At 48.2% G+C, this 18159-nt stretch carries 15 protein-coding genes; 14 read left to right on the forward strand and 1 reads right to left on the reverse strand.

Translation table 11 applies throughout. The features are described from left to right. Positions 1 to 169 precede the first annotated feature (169 nt). From KNP88_RS11865 to KNP88_RS11895, 7 genes are all read left to right on the forward strand, one after another. Positions 170 to 1477, forward strand: a complete 1308-nt coding sequence (locus tag KNP88_RS11865) for an ABC transporter substrate-binding protein (protein ID WP_088836159.1) — start codon at positions 170 to 172, stop codon at positions 1475 to 1477. 60 nt (positions 1478 to 1537) lie between these two features. Beyond that, a complete protein-coding gene (locus KNP88_RS11870; RefSeq protein ID WP_214893919.1) occupies positions 1538 to 2434 on the forward strand; it encodes a carbohydrate ABC transporter permease in 897 nt (298 codons plus the stop codon). Positions 2435 to 2437: 3 nt separating this feature from the next. After that, positions 2438 to 3358 (forward strand): carbohydrate ABC transporter permease, encoded by a 921-nt coding sequence (locus KNP88_RS11875; RefSeq protein ID WP_214808707.1) that lies wholly within the window; start codon positions 2438 to 2440, stop codon positions 3356 to 3358. A gap of 26 nt (positions 3359 to 3384) precedes the next feature. Continuing rightward, positions 3385 to 4731 carry a GH1 family beta-glucosidase gene (locus KNP88_RS11880; RefSeq protein ID WP_214893920.1) on the forward strand — a complete coding sequence of 449 codons (1347 nt, stop codon included), beginning with the start codon at positions 3385 to 3387 and terminating at the stop codon, positions 4729 to 4731. 64 nt (positions 4732 to 4795) lie between these two features. Then, positions 4796 to 7183, forward strand: a complete 2388-nt coding sequence (locus KNP88_RS11885) for a carbohydrate binding domain-containing protein (RefSeq protein ID WP_214893921.1) — start codon at positions 4796 to 4798, stop codon at positions 7181 to 7183. A gap of 127 nt (positions 7184 to 7310) precedes the next feature. Further along, positions 7311 to 7784 carry a hypothetical protein gene (locus KNP88_RS11890; RefSeq protein WP_214893922.1) on the forward strand — a complete coding sequence of 158 codons (474 nt, stop codon included), beginning with the start codon at positions 7311 to 7313 and terminating at the stop codon, positions 7782 to 7784. Positions 7785 to 8111: 327 nt separating this feature from the next. Next, on the forward strand, positions 8112 to 8411 hold the full coding sequence (locus KNP88_RS11895) for an excalibur calcium-binding domain-containing protein (RefSeq protein WP_088836165.1): 300 nt from the start codon (positions 8112 to 8114) through the stop codon (positions 8409 to 8411). 43 nt (positions 8412 to 8454) lie between these two features. On the opposite strand, the gene KNP88_RS11900 is transcribed toward KNP88_RS11895, so the two are convergent. After that, positions 8455 to 8778, reverse strand: coding sequence for a thioredoxin family protein (locus tag KNP88_RS11900; RefSeq protein WP_214893924.1), 324 nt, complete (start codon positions 8776 to 8778; stop codon positions 8455 to 8457). A gap of 306 nt (positions 8779 to 9084) precedes the next feature. Between KNP88_RS11900 and KNP88_RS11905 the strand changes: the two genes are divergently transcribed. The 7 genes from KNP88_RS11905 (at position 9085) to KNP88_RS11935 (ending at position 18125) form a co-directional block, all read left to right on the forward strand. Beyond that, positions 9085 to 9954, forward strand: coding sequence for a cation diffusion facilitator family transporter (locus KNP88_RS11905; protein WP_088838402.1), 870 nt, complete (start codon positions 9085 to 9087; stop codon positions 9952 to 9954). A gap of 208 nt (positions 9955 to 10162) precedes the next feature. Beyond that, complete coding sequence (locus KNP88_RS11910) at positions 10163 to 10651, forward strand: MarR family winged helix-turn-helix transcriptional regulator (RefSeq protein ID WP_214805559.1); 489 nt, start codon at positions 10163 to 10165, stop codon at positions 10649 to 10651. Further along, positions 10644 to 12368 carry an ABC transporter ATP-binding protein gene (locus KNP88_RS11915; RefSeq protein WP_214893926.1) on the forward strand — a complete coding sequence of 575 codons (1725 nt, stop codon included), beginning with the start codon at positions 10644 to 10646 and terminating at the stop codon, positions 12366 to 12368. Before KNP88_RS11910 ends, KNP88_RS11915 begins: the two co-directional genes overlap by 8 nt. Beyond that, entirely contained in the window at positions 12365 to 14233 is a 1869-nt protein-coding gene (locus KNP88_RS11920; protein WP_214893928.1) for an ABC transporter ATP-binding protein, read from the forward strand. The genes KNP88_RS11915 and KNP88_RS11920 overlap by 4 nt, the downstream gene beginning before the upstream one ends. 148 nt (positions 14234 to 14381) lie before the next feature. Continuing rightward, positions 14382 to 14681 (forward strand): rhodanese-like domain-containing protein, encoded by a 300-nt coding sequence (locus KNP88_RS11925; protein WP_088836170.1) that lies wholly within the window; start codon positions 14382 to 14384, stop codon positions 14679 to 14681. 46 nt (positions 14682 to 14727) lie between these two features. Continuing rightward, on the forward strand, positions 14728 to 16146 hold the full coding sequence (locus KNP88_RS11930) for an MBL fold metallo-hydrolase (RefSeq protein ID WP_214893930.1): 1419 nt from the start codon (positions 14728 to 14730) through the stop codon (positions 16144 to 16146). A 173-nt stretch (positions 16147 to 16319) separates the two neighbouring features. Next, on the forward strand, positions 16320 to 18125 hold the full coding sequence (locus KNP88_RS11935; protein WP_214767271.1) for a mechanosensitive ion channel: 1806 nt from the start codon (positions 16320 to 16322) through the stop codon (positions 18123 to 18125). Positions 18126 to 18159: the final 34 nt, after the last annotated feature.

Raw genomic sequence — 18159 nt, forward strand, 5'->3', positions numbered from 1 at the left:
AGGACAAGCGAGAGCGGTTTCGAAACAGTATATTTTTTTAAAGCTTTCCGAAAGGGCTTTCGGAACTTTTTTCTAGAAGTTTTCGAAAGCGCTTTCGATATTTTCGGATAAGAAATGAAACCGCTTACTATAGTAGTGAGCGAGTACATCAGAAAAAGGATGGGATGACATGAAGAAGAAGTTAGTCAGTGTTTTGACAGTCGGCGCGTTAACAGCAAGCGTTTTAGCAGGATGTTCAGATAGTAAAGAAGCAACGACAAGTGATGGGAAACAAGTCTTGAAAATCTGGTCGTTCACGGATGAATTAAAAGAACCAATCAAAAAGTTCGAAGAGAACAATGATGTCAAAGTCGAATTGACGATCGTTCCAATCGCCGACTACCCGACGAAATTAAAACCGGCACTTGAAAGCGGCGTCGGTGCACCGGATATCTTCACTGGTGAAATCGCCTTCTTGAAACAATGGGTCGATGCCGGTTACTGGGCGAACCTATCTGAAAAACCGTTTAACGCAGACGAAGTCAAAGATGACTACATTCCGTACGTCTATGACATGGGGAAAGACAAAGACGGTAACGTCCGTGCGCTGTCATGGCAAACAACACCGGGTGGTATCTATTACAAACGCAGCATCGCCAAAAAAGTCCTCGGTACGGATGATCCAAAAGAAATCGGTGCGATGATGAACTCGATGGACGGCGTCTTCGATGTCGCTGAGAAGATGAAAGGCAAAGGCTATAAAATGTTCCCGGATGAAGGTTCAATCCGTTGGTTCGCACAAGGTAATGATCCGCAGGCCTGGGTCAACGATAAGCAAGAGCTCGTCTTGACAGAAGACAAGAAGAACTACATGGATTACGCGAAAGAGCTCCGGACGAAACAATACACAGCACTTGCACCGGAGTGGTCACCATCATGGTTCGCAGGGATGGATAAGCCGGTCAAAGTCAAAGAAAACGGTAAAGAAACAGAAACAGAAATCTTCTCGTATGTCCTTCCAACATGGGGCTTACACAGTGTCTTAAAAGAAAATGCGAAGAAATCAGCCGGTGACTGGGCCGTCACAAGCGGACCGAGCCCATACTTCTGGGGCGGTACATGGTTAGGTGTCTATAAAGATTCGAAGAAACAAAAACTTGCGTATGATTTCGTCAAGATGATGACGCAGGACGAAGAGTTCTTGACAGATTGGGCGAAAGAAACAGGTGACGTCCTTGCGTATACACCGGTTACCGACAAAATCAAAACCGACTTCAAAGATGAGTTCCTCGGCGGACAGAACAACTATGAGTTCTTCCTCGATCAAGCGGATCAAATCACACCGGGTATCGTGACGAAGTACGACCAACAGCTCGATACATTATACGGTGCGTCAGTCATGGAATACGTCCAAGGCAAAAAATCAAAAGACGAAGCACTTGCTGAATTCTACAAAAAAGTCAAAAATGCGTATCCGGACGTCAAAGTACCGGAATAAGGAGTTTAGGTGGGGCGGTCCTCGCTTCACCTCTTCTTGTTTAAGAAAGGGGTTTGACCTGTGAAAAAACTCGATCGCCATGGTTATCTGTTCATCGCACCGTTTTGGATCGTCTTCTTGATCTTCAGCATCTATCCGGTCGCGTTGACGTTCTATTACAGTTTCACGAACTACACAGGCGCAGAAGGCGAACAACTCGTCGGACTCGCGAACTATACGCGTTTGCTCGGTGATACGTATTTCATTGAAGCATTCTTCAATACGATCAAGATTTGGGGACTGAATTTCCTCTTACAAATCGGCGGGGCGTTATTACTTGCCTTACTCTTCTCGGATTTACAGTTGAAACTAAAAGGACTCGCCTTTTTCCGGGCGACGTTCTACCTGCCGAACTTAATCACGATCAGCTCGGTTGCCTTGTTGTTCGGGATTTTACTCGACTGGCAACACGGATCACTCAATATGATGTTGATGAAAGTCGGAATCATTTCCGACCCAATCAACTGGTTGACACAACCGGTCACAGCCCAGATTTCCGTTTCGCTCATCCTGACCTGGATGTGGCTTGGTCACTCGTTCATCGTCGTCATGGCCGGCGTATCCGGAATCTCGAAAGATTATTTTGAAGCGGCCTTGATTGATGGTGCGACACGCTGGCAAATTTTCTCGCGGATCACGTTGCCGCTGCTAAAACCGATTTTACTGTACATCATGATCACGTCCTTGATCGGCGGACTGCAACTGTTTGATCTCCCGATGTTGATCACGGACGGTGTCGGTGCGCCGGATGGTGCCTTGAACACGATGGTCCTCTATCTCTACAACCAAGCCTTTAAGTACAACAACTATGGCTACGCTGCTGCCGTCGCCTACGGATTGTTTGCTATCACGCTCGTCTTTTCAATCATCGTCTTCAAAGGGATGTTCCGAAAAGAACGTTCACCGAAAGGAGCCTGACCGATGGAACGAAATGCAGAAGCACGGCGGATCGTCCCGCAAACGGAGGAACAACCGGAGCGTTCAGAACGTCCGCTGAAGTTGGCACCACCGAAACAGAAAAAAGCCTGGTTCGGCAAGAGCCTGATCTATGTCAGCCTGATTGCTTTAACCATCGCCTGTATCATTCCATTTTTGATGATGATCATCAACGCGACCCGGTCGAACGAAGAAGTCCTGTCCGGTTTCTCCTTGATTCCCGGCAACTCGCTCGCTGAGAACTATGCGGCGCTAAGCTCCTACGTCAACATCTGGTCCGGCTTCAAGAACAGTCTGATCATCGCCGTCCTCGTCACTGTCTTGTCGGGTTACTTCTCAGCGATGACAGCGTTCGGATTTGCTTTTTATCAGTTCAAAGGAAAAAACGTCCTGTTCGTCTTCATGCTCGTCATGATGATGATTCCGGGACAACTCGGATTGATCGGGTTCTACGAACTCAGTAAGAATTTAGGTATTCTCGACAGCTTCATCCCGCTGATCGTTCCGGCGATTGCCAGTCCATTCACGGTCTTCTTCGTCCGTCAGTATTTACAGACCGTCATGCACCCAAGTTTGATTGAGGCGGCGCGAATGGATGGTGCAAGCGAATGGCGTATCTTCCATACGATCGCCTTGCCAATGATGATGCCGGCGATCGCGACGATGTCGATCTTTACGTTCATCGGTTCGTGGAACAACTACATCATGCCGCTCGTCCTGTTGTTCTCACCAGAAAAGTACACGTTACCGGTCTTGATGGGCTTCTTGAAAGGTTCACAAGTCGCAGAAAACTTAGGGGCACTTTATCTTGGAATCGCGATTTCCGTCGTCCCAATCATGATCGCTTTCTTGTTCCTATCGAAATACATCGTCAGCAGCATCTCTGCTGGTGCCGTCAAAGAATAATCTGTTAGTTAAAGGGGAGTACGCGTATGAAATTTGCATCAAACTTCGTCTTCGGAACGGCCACGTCTTCGTATCAAATCGAGGGCGCACACGACGAGGGGGGACGGACACCATCAATTTGGGATACGTTCTGCGATACGGACGGAAAAGTTTTCGAAAAACACAACGGGGATGTCGCCTGCGACCATTACCACCGCTTTGAAGAAGACATCCAGCACATCAAACAGTTAGGCGTCGACACGTACCGCTTCTCGATTGCCTGGCCACGGATCTTCCCGGCGAAAGGTCACTACAACCCGGAAGGCATGGCATTTTACCGGACACTCGCGACACGCTTACGCGAAGAAGGGATTAAACCGGCCGTCACGCTCTACCACTGGGATTTACCGATGTGGGCATACGACGAGGGTGGCTGGGTCAACCGTGACTCGGTCGACTGGTTCCTCGACTTCGCCCGTGTTTGCTTCGAAGAACTCGACGACATCGTTGATTCGTGGATCACGCACAATGAACCGTGGTGTGCCGGCTTCCTCAGCTACCACCTCGGACACCATGCACCTGGTCACACGGACATGAACGAAGCCGTCCGTGCCGTTCACCACATGTTGTTGTCACACGGGAAAGCGGTCGAACTGCTCAAAGGGGAGTTTAATTCGGCGACACCGATCGGCATCACATTGAATCTCGCACCGAAGTACGCGAAGACGGATTCCGTCAATGATCAGTTGGCGATGAACAACGCTGACGGGTACGCCAATCGCTGGTTCCTTGATCCAATCTTCAAGGGACAGTATCCGGTCGACATGATGAACCTGTTCTCAAAATACGTCCATACGTACGACTTCATCCAAGAAGGCGACATGGCAACGATTTCAGTTGCCTGTGACTTCTTCGGAATCAACTTCTACAGCCGGAACTTAGTTGAGTTCAGTGCCGCGAATGACTTCCTGCACAAAGATGCGTACTCGGACTACGACAAGACGGGCATGGGCTGGGACATCGCACCAAACGAGTTCAAGGACTTGATTCGTCGCCTTCGCGCGGAATATACGTCACTCCCGATCTTCATCACGGAGAACGGGGCAGCGTTCGACGATCAACTCGTCGATGGTCGTGTCCATGACCAAAACCGGATCGACTATGTTGCGCAACATTTGCAGGCAGTCTCCGACTTGAACGATGAGGGCATGAACATCGAAGGCTACTATCTTTGGTCGCTGCTCGATAACTTCGAATGGGGCTTCGGGTATGACAAACGATTCGGCATCATCTACGTCGATTTCGAAACACAGGAACGGACATGGAAGGACAGCGCGCATTGGTATGCCGATGTCATCCAGACACATAAAGCAACACTCTCACAGGAAGCGTAACTCAGTCGCAGGCAAGGTCGAATTACATCGGTCTTGCCTGTTTTTTGTCAAAGGAGGATTTTAGATGAAGAAATGGCTCGCAGTCGCCCTTGGAACTGGACTTGTTCTGTCATATGCCGGAACCGGTCATGCCGAGAAAGCGGACAAAAAGGACAATACGAAATGGAAAATGGTCTGGTCGGATGAGTTTACGAAACAACAACTTGACCGGACGAAATGGAACTACGACACGGGAAACTGGATCGTCGATGCGGACGGGAACGGCGTTTCATCCGGTTGGGGAAATAACGAAAAACAGTATTACACCGACAAAAAAGACAATGCCTTCATCCGGGACGGAAAACTCGTCATCCGCGCAAAACAGGAAAAGACGACGGACGCCTTCGGAAGTTATGACTACACTTCGGCAAAATTGAAGACAAAGGGATTGTTCAGCAAGACGTACGGCCGTTACGAAATCAAAGCGAAGCTGCCGACGGGAAAAGGGTTATGGCCGGCATTTTGGATGTTGCCGGAGCAGGACAAGTACGGTGCCTGGGCATCATCCGGTGAAATCGATGTGATGGAATCCTGGGGCAGTCAGCCTGAAAAGGTCGCGGGGACGATCCATTACGGCGAAAATTGGCCGAACAATAAATATACCGGCAAGGATTATCATTTCCCGGAAGGTGAACGGATTGACCAGTGGCATACATATGCCGTCGAGTGGGAGCCGGGTGAACTCCGTTGGTACGTCGACGGAAACCTCTATCAGACACAAAACGATTGGTACAGCAAAGGAAAAAATACGGCGACGAACTACAGTTATCCGGCACCGTTCGACCAAAACTTCTATCTCGTGATGAACCTCGCAGTCGGCGGCTGGTTCGACGGGGAAGTCGATGCGAAGACGAAGTTCCCGGCTGAAATGGAAGTTGATTACGTCCGGGTCTATGACCTGAAGAACCGCGCCTACCGGGATCCGGTCGAGCCGGTCTATGAAGACGTGACGTTGCCGGCCGAGGCGAAGCAACCGCTTGAAGACGGAAACCTCGTCTATGACCAAGCGTACGAAAAAGCGATTAAGGCGATTACGGACGGCGCGCAGACACTTGATCCGACCTACTGGAACTATGTGACGTTGCCTGACTTTGGCGGCACGGGATCAGTCGACGTGACGGAGCAGGACGGAACACGTTTTGCTGACGTGATGATCACAAAGCCTGGGGCACAGACATACTCGCACCAATTGATTCAAAACGTGTCGCTCGCACAAGGTGGCCGTTATCAAGTCAGCTTCGACGCGAGTAGCGACCAGGTGCGGAAGATGGTGGTCAAAGTCGGTGGTGGTGCTGAACGCGGTTATACGAAATACTCGAATGAAGAATCAATCGATTTAACGACGACCGTCAAGCCTTACACGTTTACGTTCGACATGACGGGTGAAACGGATCTTGCGGCCCGGCTCGAGTTCAATCTCGGTCTTGAACAGGCTGGTGTGAAAATCGGTAACGTCCGTGTCGAACAGATTCCACGCGGTGAAATCGATGAAGCGGCAACAAAACCGGCTTTACCGGACGGCAATCAAATCTACAACGGGACGTTTGACCAAGGGGCGATGGATCATTTGACGTACTGGCAGTTTGATGCCGGGAAAACGAAGGGGACGGGATCGGTCGACCCGGTAACACGCGTCTTCACATTCAAAACGAATACGAAAAAAGGACAAAACGCGACACTGTCGCAACAAGGCGTACAACTCGTAAAAGACCATCAATATGTGCTGCGTTTCAAAGCAGCAGCAAAACGAGTGAACAAGATGGACGTTCAGTTGACGGATGCGACAGGAACGACGGCTTACTTGCCGAAACAACGGATTGCGCTGAGCGGTAAGATGGAGACGTTTGAAGTACCGTTTACGATGACAGAAGCGACGGATTTAAAAAGTCGTCTCCAGTTCATTCTTGGATCAGAGAAAGGGGAAGTGACCATCGATGATGTTGAACTCTTTGACACGACGCCGATCGAGATCGACAAGTCGCCGTTAAAAAACGGCTCGTTCACGGAAGGGCTGAACTTCTGGAGTTCCTACGTTCATTATGATGCACAAGCGGTCGTCTCGACGGTGAATGAAGCTGCAAAAATCGCGATTGCTTCAGAAGGACAGGAGCCATGGAGCGTCTTACTGGAACAAGGGAACTTAGCGCTCGTCAAAGGACAGACGTACCAGTTGACGTTTAAGGCGTCGTCGACGGTTGCACGGCCGCTCGAAGTGACGGTCGAAAATGAGGCGTATACACGCTACTTCAGTCAGGTCGTAGCAGTCAGTCCGACGGTGAACACGTACCAGTACGAGTTCACGATGGGACAAGACGATACAGCTGGTCTAAAGTTCTTGCTTGGAAAAGCGGCAGGCTCTCCGTTTGAGGCGCATGACGTGATGATTGATGATGTGAAGCTGGAAGTAAAATAAACCGGACGAGCCCTGACCTGTTAGGGCTCGTTTGTTATGTGATTAAATATTTTTACTTTTTATGGAAGGTTTGACGAAAGGGGCGTCGAATACTAGTTCATATCAAAAGTAATGGAGGAATTTGAAAATGCCGAGGGGAACAAAGTCTTATCTCGTACTTTTTTGTACGCTATTACTCGTTTCGATTATATTGAACGGCTGGCCAGCCGGAATTTATCCGGATGGTTCGATTGGTATAGTACAAATTCTTACGTCGATTGGCTGGTTTGCTTTCTTGATGGGATCAATCCTCATCCTTAAAAACACATCGCTCATCCGTTTTCTGTTTAACTATCTTCGTTTTGGTTTCATCGGCGGGATGGTCGTCTATTTGATTACATTGTTTGAGAATCACCTTTGGGATCAGACGTGGTTTGACATGATGTCAGGAATCCAATATCCACTGTATGTTCTGTTTGTCGTGCCGATGTTTGGTTGGAATGCCTTTACTGCAATTCCATATGGTGATTTTTCATTTTTAATTGGTTCCCTCTATCTCTTGATCGCCTTCGGTTTAAGCTTACGGTATAAAAAAATCCAGATTGAACGGTTACGTTACTAAGTAGTAATTACAAATAAAGGCTCGCTTCATAACGAAGCGGGTCTCAGACTGTAGACAACGAACGATGTGCTATCGGGAGATAAATCGTCTTTATTCGTTGCTTTCCTCGGGCGAGGCGCAATCCGTCTCAAATCGGCATGTTCACACTTAATAAGCGTTTGTCTACACGCTAGGGCCCGCTTCATTATGAAGCGGGTCTTTTTTTGTCTTTTGAACTGTCAGATAAGTCATATCTCTAAATTTTAAAAATAGGAAACTATTTCTAAAGAAATCTATTATAATCAAATTATCACTAAGATTTGGTTTTTTAGAAACGGAGGTAACCTGATGAAAAAAGCATTAAAGATTGTCATGACAGGTGTACTTAGTATTTCATTACTTAGCGCTACATCTGGTCAAAGTGACGCAGCGACTAAGGCGAAGGCATTTAAAAACTGTACGGAGATGCAAAAAACGTATAAAGGTGGCGTCTCGAAGAAAAAGGGTTTGAAAAACCGAACGGGTTACGATAAAAATGGGAAAGCCATTTATAAGAAAACAAAGTACGCCCAACATGTAAGCTTAGCGACGTATAATCTCAATAAGTCAAAAGACCGTGACAAAGACGGCATCGCCTGCGAACGCTAAAAAAAGCCCCGCTCTCCTGAATGGAAAGTGGGGCTTCATGCGTTTAGTTGAAGTTCTTTTTGAGGAAGTCTGCCACTTCTCCTGGTGTTTTTGCGTTGGCGCTATGCAAGTGACCAAGCTTCTCGTTGTTTTGGAAAACGAGTAAACTTGGAATTCCCATGACGACATTATCGGATGCGATTTCCGGGAACTCATCTTTATCGATCGTATAAATTGGAAGTTCTTTAAATTGTGACTCGACGTCCGGCATGAAGTAGTCCATCCGTTTGCAGTCCGGGCACCAGTCGGCTTCGAACTTGATGATGACGGGTGTATCGCTTGCGATTAACTCTTTGAACGTGTCTTCACTCTTGATGTAGTTACTCATGTGTAAATCCCCCTATAGTATGATCGTTTGTCTTTAGTCTACTGACTCTAGTACGAAGATGCACGGATTATGCTTTTTTTGTTCAATAAATTTCCGCAAAAAAGTTGGTTGTTCAAGAGATGTAAGCGGTTTTTTTGTTCAAGAATGTTGGGATATTAAGGTTTGAGTTAGTTTGCCTATGGGAAACAAAATTGGTCATTTATTAATTATCTAGTTATAAACAAAATGATTTCTCTAGACCCACTTGTATTGAACTGCTACGATAAGTTTTCGGAATTAAGCGAGTAAGTGGGGGCGGGCGGAATGATGGACGAACAAAAATTCGATAATCTAAAACGGGGCGAACGCGGTGCGATGATTAGCATTGCAGCCTATATCCTATTATCCGTAATTAAGCTGCTTGTCGGCTATTCAGCGGATTCTGCCGCTTTACGGGCAGATGGTTTGAACAATACGACGGATATCATCGCATCGATTGCTGTGTTAATCGGATTACGGATTTCCCGTCGTCCGGCAGATGACAATCACAAATACGGTCACTGGAAAAGTGAGACGATTGCGTCGATGGTCGCTTCTTTCATTATGATGGCGGTCGGTCTCCAAGTGTTGATTGATACGATTTCAAGTTTATTTGAAGGAAAACAAGAATCTCCAGATATCGTAGCTGCCTATGTCGGAATCGGTTCGGCAGTCGTCATGTATTTTGTCTATCGGTATAACCGCAAACTGTCTGAAGAAATTGACAGCAAGGCTGTCATGGCAGCGGCGAAAGATAATCGGTCGGATGCCTGGGTCAGTATCGGAGCATCGATTGGAATCATCGGTTCCCAGTTCGGGATGCCGTGGCTTGATATCGTGACGGCGATCATCGTCGGTTTCTTAATCTGTAAAACGGCATGGGACATTTTCTCGGAAGCTTCCCACGAACTGACGGACGGCTTTGATGAACAAAAGCTGAAGATGTATGAGGACGTGATTTTTGACCTCGAAGGTGTCAAAGGAATCAAGTCGATTAAAGGACGGAACTACGGCAATAATGAAGTCGTCGATGTCGTGATTCTCGTCAATTCGACACTCAACATCCACCAAGCCCATGATATCGCGACACGAGTCGAAGATACGTTGACGGACGAATATGGCGTCTACGACATTCATGTCCATGTGGAGCCGGAGTGAACTATAGAGAACGACCATTTCTAGGTAGAGAAATGGTCGTTTTTTTGTGTATTCATAATCTGTGGTCACTCGTTGAATTTGCTAAAAATATTATGTGCATTTTCACATTGTTATTTAGTTGACTTTACGAATGAATCGGCGTAGTTTAGTTTACATAGATAATCATTCCAAATGGAACGATTCGAAATTGAACAAAGGAGTTGAATCCATGGAAACAGAACAGCAGGAAAATTTACGATCGGCAACGATGATGAGATCGTTTTGGAACATCCAGCGTCACTTGATGCGTTTTGCCCATCAGACGGCACAGGAAAATGGACTCAGTATGCCGCAATTTCATAGTTTAATGACGATTGCACCGCGCGGACCGATTACCCAAAAAGATTTGGCAGCACAGACCCACTTACCGAAAAGTACGCTCAGTCAATCGATCGAAGGACTGGTGCAGTCCGGCTGGATTATCCGCGAGACGAACGAACAAAATCGGCGCGAAGTGATTTTGTCGCTTAGTGAACAAGGAGAACGTTTCGTTCAAGAGATGAAACAACAAGAAACCGGGATGCAACAACGCCTCGAGAAAATTTTGGAAACGATTGATCCGGAAGCCTTCGAGCAGATGCTTGCGACCCATGACATCATTGCCCGTGGCATGAAAGAGATTCTCCCGCCAGGAAACGGAGGTTGTACACGTGATTAAGTTACTCAAAAATCTAAAAGTCTATAAATGGGCGGTCCTCGCCGTATTGGTCCTCGTCTTCGCCCAGTCGATGTCCGATTTGTATTTACCGACTTTGATGGCAGACATCATCGATAAAGGCGTTGTCGTCGGGGATACAGGCTACATCTGGAAAATCGGTGCGGTCATGCTGGGCATCACGGCACTCGGTGCGACAGCTGCAATTGCCGCAAGTTATTATTCATCAAAAGCGGCGATGGGACTTGGGCGTGACATTCGCCGGAAAGTCTTTAACCACGTCGAACGTTTTTCACTGCAAGAGTTCGACCAGGTCGGAACAGCGTCGCTGATTACACGGACGACGAACGACATCACACAAGTCCAACAAGTCGTCATCATGATGTTACGGATGGTCGTCAGTGCACCAATCATGTTCATTGGTGGTCTAATCATGGCGGTCTCAAAGGATGCGAAACTATCACTCGTCATCGTCGCCGCGATGCCCGTCCTCGTTGTCTCGATTTTGTTGATTTTATGGAAAGGGGTGCCGCTGTTCGGACAAGTCCAAAAACGACTCGACCGGTTAAATCTCGTCTTACGCGAGAATTTGACAGGCATACGTGTCATTCGTGCCTTCAACCGGGAGAAAGAAGAAAAAGTCCGTTTGACGCAAGCCAATGCGGACTTAACGGACGTCTCGATTAAGGTCAATAAGATCATGGCATTTTTGATGCCGACAATGATGCTCGTGATGAACTTGACGGTCGTCGGCGTCATTTGGTTCGGTGGGATCCGGATTAATAACGGCGGCATGCAAATCGGTGACCTGATGGCGTTCATCCAATACGTCATGCAAATTATGTTCGCCCTCGTCATGGCATCCGTCATGTTCGTCATGATTCCCCGTGCTGCGGTCTCGGCGAAACGGATTAATGAAGTCCTCGAGATGACACCGACGATGGTCGATGAAGGAACCGCTTCAGCAGACCGTGAGCCGGGCACGCTCGTCTTCGATCACGTGACGTTCAGCTATCCGGGTGCGGAAGCGCCGGTGCTGTCGGATATCAGCTTCAAAGCACGTCCTGGTGAAATCACCGCTGTCATCGGCGGAACCGGTGCCGGGAAATCGACGCTCGTCAATTTGATTCCCCGTTTTTACGACGTAACGAGTGGCAGCATCCAAGTCAACGGCGTCGACAGTCGTGACGTCCCGCAAGAGGAATTACGTTCGAAAATCGGCTTCGTGCCACAAAAAGCCCTATTGTTCACGGGATCGATTGCGGACAACATCCGTTTCGGAAAACAGGATGCATCATTAGAAGAAATCGAACATGCAGCGCGTGTCGCCCAAGCGAACGACTTCATCGAACGGATGCCGGACCGGTACGATTCCGTGATTGAACAAGGCGGATCAAACGTTTCCGGTGGCCAAAAACAACGGCTTTCGATTGCCCGGGCGCTCGTCCGGAAACCCGACCTTTATGTGTTCGATGACAGCTTCTCCGCCCTCGACTTCAAGACGGACGCGACACTCCGAAAAGCATTAAAAGAAGAAACGCGTCAAGCGACCGTTCTGATTGTCGCCCAACGTGTCAGTACGGTCATGGATGCGGATCAAATCATCGTTCTTGAAGAAGGGCGCGTCGCAGGAATCGGCACGCACGACGAACTGTACGCAACAAACGATGTCTATCAAGAAATCGTCAAATCCCAACTGTCAGAGGAGGAAATCGCATGAGTCAGACAACGAAACGACCTGCCGGCGGACCTCCGGGTGGACCGGGTGGCGGTCCCGGCGGTGGAAACATGATGATGATGGGGGAGAAACCGAAAGACTTCAAAGCGACGTTCCGTCGGTTACTCGCCTATTTAAAACCACGGCGGACGGCACTGATTGCTGTGTTTGTCGCCGCGATTCTCAGTACGGTCTTTATGATCGCAGGACCAAAAATCATGGGGACAGCGATTACAGAACTGTTCGAAGGGGCGTATGCGAAGTTCCAAGGGGTGCCGGGCGCTGAAATCGACTTTACGAAGATTGGTCAGATTTTGTTACTGCTCGCAGGACTTTACGTCATCAGTAGTATATTTAGTTACATTCAGCAATACATCATGTCGAGCGTCGCCCAAAAAACGGTGTATGACTTACGGGAGGACGTCAATCAGAAACTTGAGCGATTACCGCTGAAGTATTATGACGGACGACCGAACGGGGAAACGCTCAGCCGGGTGACGAACGATATCGATACAATCGGGAGTACGCTCCAACAAAGTGTCACATCGTTCATTACGTCAATCGTCACGATCGTCGGGATCTTAATCATGATGCTGACGATCAGTCCGCTCTTGACGCTGATTTCACTCGTGACGTTACCGTTATCGATTTTTGCGATCCGTCCGATTTTAAAAAGGTCACAGAAATATTTTGCTGATCAACAACGGACGCTTGGTCAGCTGAATGGCCACGTCGAAGAGATGTATACGGGACATCCGGTCGTCAAGGCGTTCGGTCACGAACGGAAAGCCGTCGCAGAGTTTGACGACGTCAATGAACAGCTGTATGATGCCGGACGAAAAGCGCAGTTCATTTCCGGCATCATCATGCCGATGATGATGTTCATCGGGAACATCAGTTATGTCTTGATCAGTGTCGTCGGCGGGATTTTAGTGACGCAACGCAGTATCTCGATCGGGGACATTCAAGCCTTCATCACGTATACCCGACAATTCACACAACCGATCACGCAGACGGCGAACATCGCAAATATCGTCCAGTCGACGGTCGCAGCAGCAGAACGTGTTTTTGAATTGTTAGATGAAGAAGAGGAAATCAAAGAAGTGACAACGCATCATCTCGCGCGTGCGAAAGGTGCCGTCGCGTTTGAACACGTCGACTTCGGTTACGGAAAAGACCTCTTGATTGAAGACATGAACATCGATGTCCGACCGGGACAAACCGTCGCAATCGTCGGTCCGACCGGTGCCGGGAAAACGACCTTAATCAACCTGTTGATGCGTTTCTATGAATTAAACGGTGGTGCGATCCGGATTGACGGAATCGACACACGTGACATGTCCCGGGAAGACTTACGGACGACCTTCGGGATGGTCTTACAAGATACGTGGCTCTTTAACGGGACGATCCGCGATAATTTAGCTTACGGGAAAGTCGGAGCATCGGAAGAAGAAATTATCGATGCGGCAAAAGCAGCCCATGCCGATCACTTCATCCGGACGTTACCGGACGGGTATGAGACGGTCTTGAACGAAGAGGCCTCGAACATCTCACAAGGACAAAAACAATTGTTGACGATTGCCCGTGCGGTTCTCGCCGATCCACCGATCATGATTTTGGATGAAGCGACGTCGAGCGTCGATACGCGGACGGAAATATTCATCCAGCAGGCGATGCAACGCTTGATGGACGGACGGACGAGTTTCGTCATCGCCCACCGCCTGTCGACGATTAAAGATGCGGACCTCATCCTCGTCATGGATCAAGGGCGTGTTATTGAACAAGGAACGCATGAAGCGTTGCTAAAAGCAGATGGTTTCTATGCGGACCTCTACAACAGCCAGTTTTCCGAAAAAGAAGTCGTATGACAGGATCGTAAGAAATGAAGCAGTTCCTCGAGGAGAGGGGCTGCTTTTTTTGTCGGAATAATCCTTTCCCTTGATTTTTGATACCGCAGGGGGTATATTGTGGGCAGAAATCATTTTGCCGAACGGGCAACAAAAGGAGAGAAACTTCATGAAAAACATGTCGACGACTGAACTTGAACAAACACTTCAAACGGATGCATCAATCCAGTTGATTGATGTCCGCGAAACGGATGAATACGCAGGCGGTCATATCGAACAGGCTAAAAATGTTCCATTATCTGAATTGACGGAACGCACGGCTGAACTGGATGCCTCTCAACCGCTCCACGTCATTTGTTTATCGGGTGGACGGAGTATGAATGCTTCGATGTATTTGGAACAAGCAGGCTTCGACGTCACGAACGTCGACGGCGGAATGATGAGCTGGGAAGGAAACGTCACACGCTAAGCAACGATCAATCGGGTACGACCATTCAACTAAAGGAGGAATCGTTATGTTATTACGCTATTTCTATGATGAAAAATTAGCACAAGCTTCATATATGGTAGGGTGCCAGAAGACAGGGGAAGCGATCGTCATCGATCCGGCACGAAACATCGAACCGTATCTCAAAGAAGCGGAAAAAGAAGGGCTTCGAATTTCGGCGACGGCGGAAACACACATTCATGCCGATTTCGTCTCTGGGACACGCGAATTCGCGAAGCGTCTCGGAACGACAGCTTATCTATCAAACGAAGGCGATGCTTCTTGGAAGTATGGTTTTGCTTCAGAGATTGATGCCCGTCTCGTCAAAGACGGGGAGACGTTCAAAGTCGGGAATGTGACGCTTGAAGTCATGCATACACCAGGTCATACGCCGGAACACATCTCGTTTGTCTTATACGATCGTGATCAGACAGTTCCGATGGGGATTTTCACAGGTGACTTCGTTTTCGTCGGCGATATCGGACGTCCGGATTTACTGGAAGAAGCAGCCGGTATTCAAGGAACGACAGCCCTCGGTGCGAAGCAAATGTTCCAGTCCTTGAAACGCTTCAAACAACTGCCTGACTTCACACAAGTCTGGCCGGGACACGGTGCAGGAAGCGCGTGCGGGAAAGCCCTCGGTGCTGTTCCGACATCGACGGTCGGCTACGAAAAAGTGACGAACTGGGCACTCCGGATGGAGGATGAAGCGGCATTTGTTAAAGAATTAACAACGGATCAACCAGAACCACCGAACTACTTTGCGATGATGAAAAAAGTCAACAAAGAAGGCATTGTCGTGACGACAGAAGTTGATCGTCCACGCCTTGCTGAAGCGAACACGGTGGAAGAACTCGTCAAGACGATGCAAGTCGTCGATACACGAGACGGAAAAACATTTGGTGCCGGACATGTACCGGGGACAATCAACATTCCCTACAATTCGAAATTCGTCGCCTGGGCAGGCTGGTTAGTCGATTTCAATCAGGATATCGCGATTCTCGCAGCAACGGATCAACTGGAAACGATTCAAACGGATTTACAATCGATCGGACTGGATCGTTTCGTGACATTGATTGATGTCGAAAAACTGACAGCGAGTCAGTTAACAGAAAGTTATCCGGACTGGACAGCAGACAAAGCCATCGCAGTAGCTGAAGCCGGTGACGTCTACGTCCTTGACGTCCGAAATAAAACAGAGTGGGAGGAGAGCCATTATGAACAGGCTCACCGGATTTTACTCGGAAAACTTGCGTCACGTCATGAAGAGCTTCCGAGCGACCAACCGATCGCCGTCCACTGTGCGTCAGGGGTCCGGTCACGGATGGCGGTCAGCGTCCTCCAATCACTCGGTGTGAAGAATGTCATTAACATCGATGGCGGGTATGCAGCGATTGAAGACGTCTTACACGATCAGACCGTCGCCGGAAAGGCAACGTCACGTTAATCAAATAAACAATGTCGAAACGGATGATTCTCGCGAGGGTCATCCGTTTTTTAGTGTTTCTTGAATTGTCTGTCAATTTGACTGAAAGCGTGTTTACTTCATTCACAACAGGGGGAAATGATAGATGTAAAGGTATGCCGATAATCCATTTTTTAAAAAAGGAGTGTGACAGGATGAACAATATGTGGAACGATACTTCGCTAAACCTGAACGGAATGTTCGGTGTTCTTGGTAACATATTAGGTGCACTACTTGTGTTCCTAATTGGTTGGCTGATCGCAAAATTAATTGCGAACGGCATTCAAAAGGCACTAGAAAAGTCAGGTGTCGTCAAGAAGTTGATGCCAGAAAAGTCAGCTGAAGCGACAACGAAGAAAAAGAAATGGACACCAGAAAAAGTCGTTGGAACAGTTATTTTTTGGGTCTTAATGGTTTTTGTACTAATTTTAGTGTTCAACATTCTTAATCTTGGCATCATTGCAGCACCACTCGCAGACACAATGAGCACGCTGCTTGCGGCAATTCCGAACATCTTAAAAGCTGCACTCGTTCTACTGTTCGCCTATATTATTGCCGTCGTCTTACGGATGGTCATCGTCAAAGGTGGAACAAAGTTGATGGCGAACGAAAAGGTTCGTTCAAACAAGATGTTACAAGGACAAGCCGATCTATCGAACTATCCAAAAATTGCCGGGGATATCGTCTTCTACTTGGTTTTATTGATTTTCCTACCAGGTGTACTTGATGCCCTCAACATTGACAGTGTTTCGGAACCGTTCAGTCAACTGTTATCCTCGTTCTTAAGCTTCATCCCACGACTAATCGCAGCAGCAGCTATTTTGCTAGTTGGGTTCTTGGTCGCAAAAATTGTCCGCGATATCGTGACGAACTTCCTTCATGCGATTGGGACGGATAAATTTGCTTCCCGTTTTAACATCGGGACAGACAATCAAAAAGATTCAAAATCGGTCTCGTCAATTCTCGGGACAGTCGTCTTCATCTTGATTTTGATTCCGATCACGATTTCAGCACTTGATCAACTGAACATCGAAGGAATCAGTGCACCAGCAATCAACATGCTAAACGATGTCCTCGGAATGATTCCGAACATTGTAATCGGCGTCGTCTTGATTCTCGTCGGTGTCTATGTTGGACGATTCGTAAAAAAATTCGTCACCGACCTTCTCGTCCGACTCGGTTTTAACAATTTGACACGTCACTTGAAAATTGGAAACTGGGATGCTAACAATACGTCGATGTCACCTTCTTCACTCGTCGGTGCTCTCGTTGAGATTATCATCGTCGTCCTGTTCGTCGTCGAAGCCTTTAACCTGATTGGTCTGAACTTCATGGTCGATCTTGGACGAGCTGTCCTTGCCTTCCTTCCGAGTGTCTTGACGGCGATTGTCATTCTCGCAATCGGGATTATCGTCAGTAACTTGGTCAAACGCGCGATGGATAGTTTGTTCGGCAGTTCTGATCTTAAAGTCCTATCGAATGTTGCACGTTATGCGATTTTAGCCCTCGCGATCTTCATGGCACTCGATCAACTTGGGGTCGCAGCGACGATCGTCAACTCGGCCTTCATCTTGATTCTCGGAGCAGCCGCCCTTGCCTTCGGCCTCGCCTTTGGTTTAGGTGGTCGCGATAATGCTTCGCGCTACCTTGATCGTCTCGAGAAGAAAGCAGAAGAGACAGAGCTTGATACGTCGAGTCTTGCTTCGGACCGAACTCCATCAGCTCCTAAGCCAAGCCTGAAAGAAGCGGCTAAAGGTGCAGCTTCGAAAGCAGCAGATGATGTCACGCCAGACCGTGCCCCACGTGCTTCCCGTTCGACGGAATCGACTGATGAGAAACCGACGCACGGTAAGCCAAAAGGTGCGCTTCCTGAAAATGATTTGGCACAACAGGATGATTATCCGATTGACCCAGATGGAAATCGTGGACCAAATCTTGATCATCCAAACGATCGTCCGTAAGTAACGTGTAACTCCTTCGCTAGTATGCGAAGGA

This window comes from Exiguobacterium sp. H66, from assembly GCF_018618705.1.
Taxonomy (GTDB): domain Bacteria; phylum Bacillota; class Bacilli; order Exiguobacteriales; family Exiguobacteriaceae; genus Exiguobacterium_A; species Exiguobacterium_A oxidotolerans.